The organism is Pseudoalteromonas sp. BZA4 (assembly GCF_040104395.1).
Lineage (GTDB): Bacteria > Pseudomonadota > Gammaproteobacteria > Enterobacterales > Alteromonadaceae > Pseudoalteromonas.
In genome coordinates this window covers 40,784-54,648 of record NZ_JBECOT010000027.1, presented here as the reverse complement: position 1 = coordinate 54,648, position 13,865 = coordinate 40,784, and the positions used below count along the sequence as shown (strand labels likewise).

The 13,865-nt window shown below is 36.6% G+C and carries 10 protein-coding genes and 8 tRNA genes; 17 read left to right on the top strand and 1 reads right to left on the bottom strand.

The annotated features are described in order from the left end of the window. Window positions 1-142: 142 nt before the first annotated feature. Window positions 143-2,908, bottom strand: a complete 2,766-nt coding sequence (locus tag ABMY41_RS12505) for an ATP-binding protein (RefSeq protein WP_349274870.1) — start codon at window positions 2,906-2,908, stop codon at window positions 143-145. Between the two features lie 389 nt (window positions 2,909-3,297). On the opposite strand from ABMY41_RS12505, the gene ABMY41_RS12500 reads away from it, so the two are divergent. From ABMY41_RS12500 to ABMY41_RS12420, 17 genes are all read left to right on the top strand, one after another. Continuing rightward, window positions 3,298-3,373: transfer RNA gene (locus tag ABMY41_RS12500), tRNA-Phe, on the top strand. Window positions 3,374-3,443: 70 nt separating this feature from the next. Continuing rightward, a tRNA-Thr gene (locus ABMY41_RS12495) sits at window positions 3,444-3,519 on the top strand. 107 nt (window positions 3,520-3,626) lie between these two features. Beyond that, window positions 3,627-3,702: transfer RNA gene (locus ABMY41_RS12490), tRNA-Phe, on the top strand. Window positions 3,703-3,759: 57 nt separating this feature from the next. Continuing rightward, window positions 3,760-3,835: transfer RNA gene (locus ABMY41_RS12485), tRNA-Thr, on the top strand. A gap of 115 nt (window positions 3,836-3,950) precedes the next feature. Further along, a tRNA-Phe gene (locus ABMY41_RS12480) sits at window positions 3,951-4,026 on the top strand. 49 nt (window positions 4,027-4,075) lie between these two features. Further along, window positions 4,076-4,151 (top strand) — tRNA-Thr (locus ABMY41_RS12475). A 163-nt stretch (window positions 4,152-4,314) separates the two neighbouring features. Continuing rightward, window positions 4,315-4,390, top strand: a tRNA-Phe gene (locus tag ABMY41_RS12470). Between the two features lie 283 nt (window positions 4,391-4,673). Next, the gene (locus tag ABMY41_RS12465) at window positions 4,674-5,468 is read left to right on the top strand and encodes a hypothetical protein (RefSeq protein WP_349274869.1); all 795 of its coding nucleotides are present in this window, start codon (window positions 4,674-4,676) and stop codon (window positions 5,466-5,468) included. A gap of 333 nt (window positions 5,469-5,801) precedes the next feature. Beyond that, the gene (locus ABMY41_RS12460) at window positions 5,802-6,470 is read left to right on the top strand and encodes a hypothetical protein (protein ID WP_349274867.1); all 669 of its coding nucleotides are present in this window, start codon (window positions 5,802-5,804) and stop codon (window positions 6,468-6,470) included. A gap of 578 nt (window positions 6,471-7,048) precedes the next feature. Then, a complete protein-coding gene (locus tag ABMY41_RS12455) occupies window positions 7,049-7,933 on the top strand; it encodes a phage integrase N-terminal domain-containing protein (protein WP_349274866.1) in 885 nt (294 codons plus the stop codon). 292 nt (window positions 7,934-8,225) lie between these two features. Further along, window positions 8,226-9,173 carry a retron St85 family RNA-directed DNA polymerase gene (locus ABMY41_RS12450; RefSeq protein ID WP_349274864.1) on the top strand — a complete coding sequence of 316 codons (948 nt, stop codon included), beginning with the start codon at window positions 8,226-8,228 and terminating at the stop codon, window positions 9,171-9,173. Continuing rightward, window positions 9,166-10,791 (top strand): retron Ec78 anti-phage system effector ATPase PtuA, encoded by a 1,626-nt coding sequence (ptuA, locus tag ABMY41_RS12445; RefSeq protein ID WP_349274862.1) that lies wholly within the window; start codon window positions 9,166-9,168, stop codon window positions 10,789-10,791. The genes ABMY41_RS12450 and ptuA overlap by 8 nt, the downstream gene beginning before the upstream one ends. Beyond that, the gene (ptuB, locus tag ABMY41_RS12440) at window positions 10,775-11,557 is read left to right on the top strand and encodes a retron Ec78 anti-phage system effector HNH endonuclease PtuB (RefSeq protein ID WP_349274860.1); all 783 of its coding nucleotides are present in this window, start codon (window positions 10,775-10,777) and stop codon (window positions 11,555-11,557) included. Before ptuA ends, ptuB begins: the two co-directional genes overlap by 17 nt. After that, window positions 11,558-11,755: a hypothetical protein gene (locus ABMY41_RS12435; protein WP_349274858.1), complete on the top strand. Its 198-nt coding sequence runs from the start codon at window positions 11,558-11,560 to the stop codon at window positions 11,753-11,755. It begins immediately after the preceding gene. A gap of 255 nt (window positions 11,756-12,010) precedes the next feature. Further along, entirely contained in the window at window positions 12,011-12,241 is a 231-nt protein-coding gene (locus tag ABMY41_RS12430; protein WP_251600755.1) for a DUF4224 domain-containing protein, read from the top strand. Window positions 12,242-12,243: 2 nt separating this feature from the next. Further along, the gene (locus ABMY41_RS12425; RefSeq protein WP_251600753.1) at window positions 12,244-13,332 is read left to right on the top strand and encodes a tyrosine-type recombinase/integrase; all 1,089 of its coding nucleotides are present in this window, start codon (window positions 12,244-12,246) and stop codon (window positions 13,330-13,332) included. Between the two features lie 148 nt (window positions 13,333-13,480). After that, window positions 13,481-13,551: transfer RNA gene (locus ABMY41_RS12420), tRNA-Phe, on the top strand. The last annotated feature ends 314 nt before the right edge of the window (window positions 13,552-13,865 follow it).

Below are 13,865 nucleotides of genomic sequence, written 5' to 3'. Positions count from 1 at the left end.
CTTCGAAAGCAGAATGAAGAGCTTGTTCTATATTCACAAAAAAATCCGTAGTTAGTTGCCTAACTACGGATTGTGCATGATCATTCTGATCGGTCAACTGATCAACTTCTTAACTGATCAGCATTAGCCAATAGGCCCTTTTTTAATGTGTTGCTTCTTGCTCTGCTCTTTGTATTTGTTCTTTTAAGAATTGAGCTACTTTGGAGTATTCAATTTCATAACTATCGCGCAGTTCAATTAAATCATCGCTTGATAGCTCATCTTCTTTGCAGCGTTTTTCAAATTCGGCAGCTAGTTCTGCAACTTTCATTGCACCAATCGTTTTTGAGATTGACTTGAGCTGATGACAGGCTGAAATGATTTTCTCTAAGTCTTGCTCAATAACACCACTGTTGATTTCTTTACTAAGTTGATTACTTTGCTCTAAATACATTTTGAAAAAGCGTAGTTTCTTTGCTTCATCATTGTTTACATAGTTAGCAAGCATCGCCATATCAATAGGCGCTGTTGGCCTTTTAACTTCAAGTTTAGTGGCTTCAGGATTCGTTTTGTATGCACATTTGTGTAAAGTGGCCTCGAGCACATTTAGCTCAACAGGCTTGGTGATGTAATCATTCATCCCTATGCTTAAACAGCGTTCTTTTTCGCCTTTAAGGGCATTGGCGGTGATAGCAATCACATAAGGTTGAGCGTTAATATCTTCAAGCTGCGATGCTTCATGACGAATTTTTTCAACCATATCGTAGCCTGACATTTTCGGCATGTGTAAATCGGTCAAGATAATTGAGTGTTTACCTTCACGCCATGCTTCAAGGCCTTTTTCACCATTTTCAGCTACTTCAACACCATAACCTAATAGATGGAGCTGATCAGTTAACACTTGCTGATTTAATACGTTGTCTTCAACAAGCAATACAAGTTTGTTCTCTTCGCGGGCTTTATCAACACTTAAATAGTCGTTAAATGACTTAGCCGAAGCAATTTGTTTTGGCTTATGTAAACCTGCCGCCACTAATAGCGACATCATAAAGTTAGACTTACACAGCGGTGCAGCATTTAAGTAGAAGATATTTTTATGATTAACAGCGGCTTCATCTAGCTTACTTAATACAATGACTTGCTGTTTATTGTCTTCTAAGGTGTATAGCAAGCGGCGTAAGATATAGTTAATATCTTCCATGGTTTCGATACCATCGAGGATCCAAATAATATCTTTTTTATCTTGTTCAGCTTCGATTTTGTCGCTGCTATCAGCAATAACAGGTGTTGCCCCCATAAATGATAGATAACGAGTAAGTAGTTTTTTGCGGCCATCATGATTGGTTACAACTACAACACGTTGGTCTTTCATTACCTGTTTGTGGGCATATTCAACTTTACCTTGTGTACTAAAAGGTAACTCGACAACAAACTCACTACCAATACCTAAATCACTTGTTACAGAGATGGTACCTAGCATTAGCTCAGTTAAGCTTTTACAAATCGATAAGCCTAAACCAGTACCACCGTATTCACGGGTGATTGAGCCTTCAGCTTGAATGAACGGGTTAAAGATTTCACGAAGCTGTGCTTGCGTCATACCCTTGCCGTTGTCTAATACGCTAAAACGTAGGGTGTAGTGATCAGTGGTGTTTTGAGCCACCTCTACCGAGATTTTAACGTGGCCTTTATGTTTATCATCAGTACTAGTGAACTTAATTGCATTACTGCATAGGTTATAAAGTACTTGGCGAACACGCACCGTATCGCCAATCAAATTTGTAGGGATATCTGGCGCAATTGCCAGCTCTAATTCAAGGTCACGCTTTTTGGCCACCGATGATAAAACACGAGCAACTTCTTCAATGGTGTCTGACACTGAGAAAGGAATATTATCGATATTCAGTTTACCTGCTTCGATTTTCGAGAAATCGAGAATGTCATCTAATATGCCTAATAAAGAAAATGCAGAATCACGAATAATTGTACTTAATCTGTGCTGCGCACCATCAAGCTCAGTTTGGCGAAGTAAGTCAATGGTACCGATAACCCCGTTCATAGGGGTACGAATTTCATGGCTCATGGTTGCTAAGAAAGTCGTTTTAGTTTCGTTTGCCTGCTCGGCTTTTAAAGTTGCTTGCTCAAGTGCGATTGTTCGATTATGTACTTCGTTTTCTAGACCGCTTTGAAGTTTCTGTAAGTCAGCCTGTGCAGCTTTGTTTTCTGTAATGGCTGATTGCACTTTGTTGAGTAGCAAATTGATATGTTTGGCTACAGAGCTTAATCCAAAGTCTAATTCTTCGGTTACACGGGTTTGGTAATCTGCATTTTCTGTAATTGCCCTTAATTCTTTGCTCAAAGAGTTACTGCTTTTACTAAATCGTTTATTAATAAAAATACTTAGCGCGAAGGATAAAATAATTAAGGCTAGAAGAGTTAAAACAGCAAGGCCGATAGAAACTACTGATGATTCTGCTATTGGCTGCTCAATTGGGTGTTGTTTTACAATAAGCTCGCCAACAGGTTGATCATTAAATTCTAGAACGGTGTGAATAAGTGAACTTTGTTCTAGTTGCTGAGTTACTTTACTTGGCTCTATAAGCACTTTGTTATTAGCATAAACCAGTGAAACGTCACCATTGAATTCGTATCTATATAAGTAGTAATCAAAGCCACTTTCAAGAAGTAATGCTAAATCTAAAACTTCCTTTACTTTGTCTTGGCCTGGCATAGTCAATGCGCTGACAAGTGGAGATGTGAGTTGTGTTGAAAGTTGTTGAGCTGTTAATTGCGGTTGCTCTATCTTTTGTGGTGTTTTACTAGTTGGATAAAAAGAATAAGAAACAATCGCAAGCAGGGCGATGACAAGGTTCGTGATAATAAAAAGCGGTAATAAGCCTTTTACTGGTGAATTCGATTTACTTGGCATTTTTTTATCCAACAATTTAAACAGCGATAGAGAGCGTATTCTTATTATTAGGTAATCCTACCATCTATGAAGAAAAATTCACCACGTTTTTAACATAGGTAACTCTTTGATGATGAGGGTCAACTCAAATGGATAAACTTGTCGATTAAATAAGCTAAAAACTATTAAAAACAGCAATCTTGATTGAAAACTGTGCAAACAGTTATAATCCTCAAAAAAAAGTTGACTTGAGAGGGCAAAACCCGTTTAATACGCCGCACGCCCAGACAGCGACAACCAAATTTGTTGCTCATAAATGCGTTTGAAATTTGCCCAGGTAGCTCAATCGGTAGAGCCATCGGGAATTGCATTGAAAATCCTTGTTGATATTCTGCATGAAACTAAAATTTGCCCAGATAGCTCAGTCGGTAGAGCAGAGGATTGAAAATCCTCGTGTCGGTGGTTCGATTCCGCCTCTGGGCACCATTATTTAATATATTGGTGTTTAATTTATTATTAAAACATCAGTATTGTGCATAGCACACAGGTTTAGTGTGCCGACTTAGCTCAGTTGGTAGAGCAACTGACTTGTAATCAGTAGGTCATCCGTTCAACTCGGATAGTCGGCACCATTTATTTTTTAAACGAAAGTTTAAAATGCCCAGATAGCTCTGTTGGTAGAGCCATCGGGAATTGCATTGAAAATCCTTGTTGATATTCTGCATAAAACTAAATTTTTGCCCAGATAGCTCAGTCGGTAGAGCAGAGGATTGAAAATCCTCGTGTCGGTGGTTCGATTCCGCCTCTGGGCACCATTATTTGATAATCTCTTTTAAAGTGATTATAGTGCACAATGCACACGATTTTAGTGTGCCGACTTAGCTCAGTTGGTAGAGCAACTGACTTGTAATCAGTAGGTCATCCGTTCAACTCGGATAGTCGGCACCATTTATTTAAACATCAAGCTTCTAGCTTTTTGTTATGCCCAGATTGCTCAGTTGGTAGAGCCATCGGGAATTGCATTGAAAATCCTTGTGGATATTCTGCATAAAACTAAATTTTTGCCCAGATAGCTCAGTCGGTAGAGCAGAGGATTGAAAATCCTCGTGTCGGTGGTTCGATTCCGCCTCTGGGCACCATTATTTATAATCACAACGTGATTAAGTGCATAGCACACAAATTCAGTGTGCCGACTTAGCTCAGTTGGTAGAGCAACTGACTTGTAATCAGTAGGTCATCCGTTCAACTCGGATAGTCGGCACCATTTATTGTCCTAAATAAATCCTTGCTAGGATTGTAGGAGCTGCATTGAAAGTCCTCATGGATATTCTGCAAGAAATCGTATATTGCCCAGATAGCTCAGTCGGTAGAGCCATCGGGAATTGCATTGAAAATCCTTGTGGATATTCTGCACAGAACTAAATATCGCCCAGATAGCTCAGTCGGTAGAGCAGAGGATTGAAAATCCTCGTGTCGGTGGTTCGATTCCGCCTCTGGGCACCATTTTTCCTAGCCTCCCGCTGAAATCTAAAATATCGTTTCCTACTAAAACATACTTTCCCTACAAAAATACCTGTATTCGTCGTAATTGACGGAGGCGATTTTGCGAACGCCAGAAAGCAAAAAACCGCGATAAAGAAACTCACATTAAGTTTGGCGACTTAAGTTTCTAACGCGGCTTTCATGAACAACTCAAAATGTTTATATGGCTATATTAGCTGTAGGGTAATCCTGTGTCTAGTGGTAAGCCAAAAAATTGCTGACTAACGTTCCAGTCGAATTTCAATTGACTAGAAAATTAAAAAATAATTTTTCATCAAGCCTAAATACGGTAAGTGATCACTGTGGCAAAAAGAAACAGGTATTCTTTGCTTTAGAAGTCCTTGCAGCAACGAAATCAGACACTCAAACCTTAATTTTGGGGCATATTGCATATCACCATGCTAAGCATGGCAAATTTAACTCATCAGTATCAGCAATCGCTAAACATTTAAGTTATTCGGTAAATGCAGTTAAAAACGGTCTTAAAAAGCTTCTAGAGCCACTAGAAGACGAAAAAGAACCTTTGCTAATTGAGTCTGCTAATCCTTCGAGTTATAGCCGCACATTGCATTTAAACGTAAAACACCCTTTAGGCTATCGTTTATTGCAAAGCTACACGCAGATGCTTAATAAACAACAAACGAGCAACACACTACGCTTATACCCAGTTCAGCTTCATTTATTTGATTCTAAAAGTCGCTATGATTCTCGCCATAAACATAAAATGCTCATGCTTCAGGCCTTGATAACCAGTAAAATTAAAGCTGGTAAAATTGCCACAAGAAATAAACGCGATACATATCAGCAAAGTATTTCTCAGCTAGCCAGTAAGCTAGGCTGGGCATATATGACTGTAAAATCGCTAATTGAAACTATGCTTGAGGTGGGTTTACTGTCAGTGGTGAAAGAAAAAGTCCGAAATGTTGTTAGGCTCATCTTTAGTCGAATTCAACCGGCTAAAGTTAAATTGTCAAATATTCGACAACCTCAATTTCCAATCTCAGCACCAATAGAGCGTTATAGAGATTCAGTAAACTAGTTCATTACTTTTATTTTACTGCCTTGATTGGTAGGGCTTGCTTATGCCAGAAAGAAAGTTTTTTATTGCTTTATCTAGTACTTTGCTTTTCTATAGTAAATCTTCTTGACATTTGGGCTCTTGAAATAAAGTAAAACTTTTTATCAAAAGCTACTTTAACTAATATTCCATTCAATAATTAAATTAGTGACCCTTTTGCTGAAAGAGCTATAAATTGGTATTAGCTTCTTTTCAATTGGTTTTGTTAATTACTTATTTGGTGATGCCTTTAAAACTTGAATTAAATAAAAATAAATTCTTATAGGATTCATTTTAGATTGTAAGGAGAATAAATTGGAAACATGTTATTTGTGTGAAAGGGTCGCTGTATCAAAAGAGCATGTGCCACCAAAGTGCTTATTTCCTAAAGATAAGTTATCTTCAAAGGGTTTTGGCTATAGGCAAAATTTAATAAAAGTTCCATCTTGTGATGTACATAATTCCTTAAAGTCTAAAGATGACGAGTATTTACTCTTTCTTTTAGTAACTGGTATGTATGATAACGATAATAAAGAGCATTTATTTACAAATAAAACCTTGAAGGCGATAAATAGAAAGCCCCACGTATATGAATCTTTTATGAAAGATCTTAAGCCTACCTTGGTAAAAAATAAGTTAGGTAATATTTATGAGACAGCGACGTTTACAGTTGACTTAGAGCGTTTTGATAATGTTTTTCATCACATCGCTTGCGGAATTTATTTTCACCACTTGGGGGAGAAGTGGCTTAAAAATAGCAAAGTTATTTCTAATGCACTCATAGATTTATCTGAAGGTAATCAAGCTATTAATGACGAGAATGAAGCTGTTTTTGCCACCCTTAGAGAGGGCTTTGAAACATTGCCCTCATATGGGGATAACCCTGAAATTTTTAAGTATAAGCTTTACTCGAAAAATACAGAGAAGCACCTTTTACATATGACTTTTTATGAGGGTATTGAAGTAACTGTATTATTGTTTTAATTATAAATAAACCGCGTCACTCCCGCGTAGCAATAGGGGAGTGACGCGGTGGGCAAACCCAGCCGTACCAACAGGCCTATTACTTTTGTTGAAGTTATGGGCGGGTTATGCCATTATCTAATTACTTACTTAACGAGGCCATCGGTCATCGTATCTTTAAAACAAAGCTTTCAGCTTTGTCATTTCGAAAAGCTACCAACGTGATGTAGCTATAAGCCAAAAAGTTAACTTTTCTTAATCAATAGCTAGTGCTTTATTGCATTAGCTGGATTTAATTTTGTGTATACAAAGTTCATGAAGAGTTACTTTTTTGGCGCTTAAAAAGGAGACCTGTTATCACTTAACTAACCAGTGCAAAGCACACTTTATTTGCGTTTTATTATGTACGCCCTGTAGGGAAACATTTAAGGCGAGGCTATTTTGGCCATTTTGAACTTTGTGCCTCTATTCGTATTTATACGAAAATTGTACGCTCCAACGTGCAATTGGCATTTAAAACTTACCTTTTGGAAAAATGGGTTCAATTAGTTAGTTAAGTGCATAACAGGTTATTTTAAATCATCACTTACTGGTGGCTTATGAGTAACTTAAAGTACCAACTACAAGGCTTAATGTTAAGAAATCAAGATGGCAGCTACAGCACACAAGCTGGGCGAAAAAAGGCGCTAGTGCAACTTGCTGCACAGCTTAAAGAAGGTGGGTTTCGATTAAAGTCGGTTCATTCATTAAAACCAAAACACGTAAATTACCTGATAGAACGCTGGCAAGCTGAAAAGCTTTCGCCAGGAACAATTAAAAACCGCGTTGGACACATTAGATGGTGGGCTGAAAAAGTCGGAAAATCATCGATGCTGCCAAAATCAAATAACAGTGCAAACCAAGCAATATCACTTAACTTAGAAAAGCGCAGTTACATTCCAACTGATTCAAAAGCCAAAGAGCTAGACTTAGCTAAGCTCGAAAAAATAACAGATCACTACGTGCAGTTATCACTTAGGCTTCAACTAGAGTTTGGGCTTCGTAGAGAAGAAGCTATTAAATTTAAGCCTAATTTTGCCATACGTGGTGAACAACTCGTTTTAAAATCATCGTGGACTAAAGGCGGCCGTCCAAGGACTTTACCAATAAGAACTGAATCTCAACGCGCGTTATTAAAAGAAATACAGCAAACTGTTGGTGGTGGCGCATTGATCAGGCCTGATAAAAATTACAAGCAGCAATTAAAAAGCTACGAATGGCAAACAAGTCGTGTTGGCCTTGATAGAAATCATGGATTACGCCACATGTATGCCCAAAAACGCTATATGGAACTAACAGGTAGACAAGCACCAATTAGCGGCGGCCTAAAAAGCAAAGAATTAACAGCAGAACAAAAAACTATTGATAAAGAAGCTAGATTGCAAATATCAAGCGAGCTAGGGCATAGCCGTGAACAGATCACGGTAATTTATATAGGTAGATGAAGTTGTTACGTGTGAATAAGTGGTATTTCATGGATTTTATTTTTTAAAGAGTCTATACTCCTTATGCTCTTTAGTGTTTTCAGGATTAAGTAATTTAATCTAGTCAGGCGATGCGCCAGACTCTAATTTATTGGGTACATTTACAGTTGCGGAACACAATTTTTGAGCCGCAACCGCTACTCATTCTTCGCAGACGCTTGCGGCTCAAAAATTATGTTCCGCGGCTTCAAGTAAAGAGTAATGTAGTGCGGGCTTCAAATGCTCGCACTACACTTTTTATAAGATATTTTTGATGGACTTAAAACTACAATCATCTTTACTCGAATTTGATCCTAAATATGTAAGCTTACTCAACTCTTACCCTTCGAAGCATTACAAAGTATACAAAATACCTAAAAGAACGATAGGCTTTCGCACTATTGCACAACCTACAAAATCGGTTAAAAAAATACAAAAAGAGTTAGTAAAGATTTTATCTAATCATCTATCTATACATAAGTGTGCAACAGCTTATATTAAAGATAAAAGCATCAAAGATAATGCTATAAAGCATGTCAAATCAGAGTATTTGTTAAAACTTGATTTAGAAGATTTTTTTAATAGCATTACTCCTAATGTTTTTTTTAAAGCGATTAAGAAGCAAGGAATTATTCCTTCCGAAGATGAAGCGAAAATTTTAGAGCAGTTTTTATTTTGGAATAGGAGCAAAAGAGTCAATGGGAAGTTAGTTCTTAGCGTTGGCGCTCCTAGCTCGCCATTTATATCAAATGTAATTATGTATTCTTTCGATAAAAGTATGGCAGAATTTTGTAATCAGATAGGCATCAATTACACAAGGTATGCAGATGACTTAACATTCTCTTCAAATGCAAAGGGAGCTTTATTCAAACATTTAGAGTTTGTAAGAAGACTATTGCTGAAAGAGTTTGGAACAAAAATAGTATTAAATGAATCTAAGACAGTGTTTTCTTCTAAAGGACACAATCGGCATATTACAGGTATAACAATATCAAATAATAACCGGCTTTCACTAGGAAGGGATAAAAAGAGGTATATATCTGCTCTAATCCATAAATTTAAGCTAGGGTTACTCTCTGATGAAGATATTATTCATTTACATGGTTTACTTGCTCATGCTTATCATATAGAAAAATCTTTTTTGAAAAGAATGAGTGATAAGTATTCCATCAATACTATGAATGCTATAAAGAATTTCTCAAAAGGGGCTGAAAATGGCTAATGATGATGTACCAAAATATATAAAAAAGTTAATAGAAAGCTCTGCTAATGGTGATTATAAAGCGTCATTTCAATTATCAAAGGTATACTCTGAAGAACTCTCGGGCATCCCGAAAAACCTAAAGAAAGCTGAGGAGTATAAGAGAAAGTGCGCAAGTCAATTAGAAGGCTACAAATTTAGATTGTCATCTATTAAGCTTGTTAATTATAAGGGCTTCGATAATTTAACTTTACCTTTATCAAAAGGTAACACGACTATCTTGGTTGGTAATAATGGCAGTGGTAAATCTTCAGTTCTTGATGGAATTCAAAAAACTCTCTCACATATCAGTTCACGGTTAACAACCCGATCTTATAATGGTGATCAAATCGATGAGATTGAGATTAAAAATAATTCTAATTTTTCGACAATAAATCCAACATACCAAGTTAACAATGATCATTACCAGTTTGAGTTATCGCAAAGCCGTTCCGCTATAGAATTAAAAATGAAAAGCAAATACACGGAAATAAATGAGCTATGTAATTTATTACGGCAATCAAACTCAGCTATTTCTAATTTTTCTTTTCCATTACTTGCAAGTTATAACGTTGAACGAGCGAATGATGTTACAACAAAAGATATTGAAGACTCTGATGAAATAAATGGTGTTCACACTTGGGATAAATCTAAAGCTTACAGTAAGAGTTTGACTGGCCGAGCTGATTTTAGGTTGTTTTTTCGGTGGTTTAAAGAGCAAGTCGAAGCTGAAAATGATGATAATGTTGAATTTCAAAAATTAAAAGAAGCTATAAAGTTCAAAGAAAAAGAACTAAATAGCCCACTTATTAAAGCTATTTTAGAGGAGGCCGGTGAATCTGACAGTGCTAGACTCTACATTCAAAACTCTCAAGAAGAATTAAAGATCTTAAAAGAAAAGTTAAATAACTCAACTAATATCAGTAATAAATCACTTGAAGTAGTAAAAAACGCTATTTATAGCTTTTTACCTGGTTTTAGAGGATTAAAGTTAAAGCGTAATCCTCTAGATCTTACTCTAGAAAAGAGTGATATTACCTTGAGTGTTTTGCAATTATCACAAGGGGAGAAAAGTTTACTAGCTTTAGTTGCTGATATAGCTAGGCGTTTGGTTTTACTTAACCCCACAGCAAGTAACCCTCTAGATGGCACAGGTATAGTCTTGATAGACGAGATTGATTTGCATCTACACCCTTCATGGCAACAGAAGGTGATTATTCGTTTAGAAGAGACCTTTCCTAATATTCAATTTATTGTTACAACTCATAGCCCCCAAGTTTGCCATACTAAAAAAAGCGAAAGCATATGGCTTTTAAAAGATGGAAAAAAATATAAAGCTCCAAAAGGAGTTAAGGGTGCAGTTTCATCTTGGGTATTAAAAAACCTTTTTTTAGTTGATGAAAGGCCTGAAAATGAAATTACAGAACTCTTAAAGAGGTATAAGGAGCTGGTTTACGATGATAAATACCATTGTGAAGAGGCCAAAGTAGCTAGGGGTCAGCTAATCGATAATTTTGGTGCTGATTACGATGAGCTGGTTTCATTAGATCTTTATATAGAGAACCGTGAATGGGAGAAAAGCTTTGAGAAAGATTCATAAATCTGATGTCGAAAATGAACTTTCAAGGTTCAAATTACAATACCCAGAAGCCAGTTGGGATGATTTCAGAGATTATGATCAGAGTAGAAGTTATAAGGCTATAAAAAAGATTGCATTTGATGATCAGTTTGATATCTGTGCTTATTGTGAGCAGAATCTGGCTGACGAACATGAGAATAACAAAAGAATTGAGCACTTTCGTTCTAAGTCTGATACTGCTGATTTTAACATCGCTTTAGATTGGTTTAATTTGTTGGGGGTTTGTGTAGGGGGGTCGGACTATGAAAATAAGCGGAAGTATGAATTACCTGCTAATTTAAGTTGTGACTCCCACAAGGCTTTTTTAGAGAATGTTGAAAAAATTACTGATAAAGATTGGTATGGAAAGGTTTTGTTTCCACTTGAGTTACCCGAACCGCACATGCTTTTCACATTTGATAAGTCAACTGGGATGCTTAAGCCAAATAAAGATTATTGTGAAAATTTGGAAATAGAACCTAACAAGAACCAAAATACTGTTGAGCTAGTCGAAGAGACTATAAGAGTATTTAATCTAAACTGTGAAAGGTTGAATAGTGCTAGACTTAAAGTGTTTTATTATTCTGAGAAAGTAATTAAGTTAGCAAGAGAGCAGAATGATAAACATAAGTTAGAGAGTTTAATAAATAGTTGGTCAAGATGTAAGCCTCTCCCGTTTCAAACGACAAGAGATATTATCCTTTCCAGTAATTCATTGTTAAATAAGCTACGTACTGAAGTCAAGTAAATGACAAAATATTATTACTCAAAGCAGCATGAGTTCTTTGTTTGCTACCAATCAGAGAATGAAATAACCAATGATAGTGAAATGGAATCATTTATGGCTTCTAGCCTTGAGTTCGGTATTGGGCTCAGTAAAGAAGGTGCTCTTGAAGATCTAAACTTCAACCTTGCTGGAATTGGTTCTATAAAACTTCATAGTTAATACCCGCCTTAAAATGTTTGCTATTTCAAAAATGGCAAACTATATTAAAAAAAGCTGAAAAATGATGAAATCGTTAAAAATCAGCAGATATATTTAGTGAGGCCGTAGGTCATCATACTTTAAGTCGCCACCTTTACTTGTGTGAGCAAATCAAGAGTTAATCATTACCAGACGGATAATTTACGTTTGGAATTAGAGTTATTTTGATTTTTCGGTTGCTATAAGTGACTGGAAACTTATTAGTGTGAGAAACCTATGAGCTTATTCCTTTCCAAAGAAGAAATTGCTGAACTTACTGGTAGAAAACAACGCCAGAAGCAAGTTGAGCAACTTACTGTGATGCGTATAACCTTCACTTTAGACGCTTTTGGCTGGCCAAAAGTGTTACGTAAATCTATTGAGGCTGAACTTGGGGCAAGCTCAAACCAGCGAATCTCACCTAATAACTCTATCTGTAAATATACTGAGTTGAATTTAGGAGATTAAGTATGGGTAGAAAGCGTTCACTAGAAAACCAAAACTTGCCTAGAGGGATGATCTACAACAAAAAAGCCAGCACTTATTATTTAAGAGCGGCTGGTCAAAAAGATATTCGCTTGGGTAAAACCATTCATGAAGCCTTTAGAAATTATTATGCTTACGCTGAAATAAACTATGAATGCCGAACTATGTTCGACTTGATAGATAGGTATATGAAAGAAGTTTCACCGACTAAAGCCAAAAGTACACACAAAAGCAACATTGCAGCAGCTAAGAACCTTATTAAACGCTTTGGTTCTATGAACCCTACTATGGTTAGGGCTCGTCATGCATATCAATTCTTAGATTTGAGAGCCAGAGAGGGCGCATCTGTTAGGGGAAATCGTGAATTTGCTTTACTCAGCACCATCATGACTCATGCTGTACGATGGGGAGTAATAGACAATACCCCATTTCATAAGATTATTAGAAACCCTGAGTATCAACGGGATCGGCTTGTTACGGATGATGAGATTGAAATTTTCTTGAAGTATTGCCCTAGATGGTTACAGCTATATATAACTCTGAAAGTTGCTACTGGCTTAAGGCAAACCGACATGATTAAGCTAAGTAGTAAAGATTGGTTTGAGGAAGAAGGATTGAAGGTACAAACTTCAAAGACAAGAGTAAGAATTCAGTTTAATTATTGTGATTATTTGTCAAAGATTGTCGAAGAGCTCAAAGAATTAAATGGTTATAGGCTTGTTGCTAAGAAGCGGGTGCCAATCTTACACTGGTACTTCTTTGCATCCCATGCAGATTCAAGGCTTGATAAACCATTAACTGCGTCAGGTGTAAGAACTGCGTGGAATAAAGCGATGACTAAAGCGTTAGAAAGTGGTGAATTAAAACCAGAGCAACGATTTCAAGAACGAGATCTTAGAGCTAAGGCCGCAAGTGATTGCGATAGCCTCGCGCAAGCGTCTGAATTGTTGGGTCATTCCAACTTAAGCATAACAAAAAGGGTATACAGAAGAGGGTATGCTAAAGTTGAGGCTTTAAAACCTAATGCAGAGAAAGGTATTGATATTAAACAAAGGATTGAAATAAAGCCTTAAAAAAGGCATCATCAATAGGTTGAATTTGTTTGACCAGTTAAAATTCTATAAGTGTATAAAAACATTAGAATTTTAACTTTATAAAAAAGAATATATTAACTAGACGAAAATTATAGGAAAATTTTTGTAATTAAGTTTAGTAAAAACAATATTTTAGGTGTGATATAGCGTGGGTTGAAAATCCTCGTGTCGGTGGTTCGATTCCGCCTCTGGGCACCATTGATTCAAAGCCTCGCAATCGCGAGGCTTTTTTGTTTCTGTCCCCTCCAAGTCACTACTTTACATCCCGTAGGCGTGAAATTTAAAGAGCTATCAGCTTTCAGCCGTCAGCTATCAGATTTTAAATACATAAGTTAGCGAGTTAGAAAGGGGAAAGAGTAAAGTTAGATTGTGCCCGCACATTGCTATGGCTAAACCCGGTACCGTAGGCGTGAAATTTATTTCGCGCGAATAAGAATAATAAGTTCTTGTATAAAAGAAAAACTACATGGAAGATTTTCGATAGCTGATAGTTTGTAACTTATCTCCATTTT

Bases quoted from the DNA above. Each gene is read 5' to 3' on its own strand.
- ABMY41_RS12435 (WP_349274858.1), top strand. From the start codon at position 11,558: ATGACAAAATATTATTACTCAAAGCAGCATGAGTTCTTTGTTTGCTAC.
- ptuA (WP_349274862.1), top strand. From the start codon at position 9,166: ATGGCTAATGATGATGTACCAAAATATATAAAAAAGTTAATAGAAAGC.
- ABMY41_RS12455 (WP_349274866.1), top strand. From the start codon at position 7,049: ATGAGTAACTTAAAGTACCAACTACAAGGCTTAATGTTAAGAAATCAA.
- ABMY41_RS12425 (WP_251600753.1), top strand. From the start codon at position 12,244: ATGGGTAGAAAGCGTTCACTAGAAAACCAAAACTTGCCTAGAGGGATG.
- ABMY41_RS12430 (WP_251600755.1), top strand. From the start codon at position 12,011: ATGAGCTTATTCCTTTCCAAAGAAGAAATTGCTGAACTTACTGGTAGA.
- ABMY41_RS12450 (WP_349274864.1), top strand. From the start codon at position 8,226: ATGGACTTAAAACTACAATCATCTTTACTCGAATTTGATCCTAAATAT.
- ABMY41_RS12505 (WP_349274870.1), bottom strand. From the start codon at position 2,908: ATGCCAAGTAAATCGAATTCACCAGTAAAAGGCTTATTACCGCTTTTT.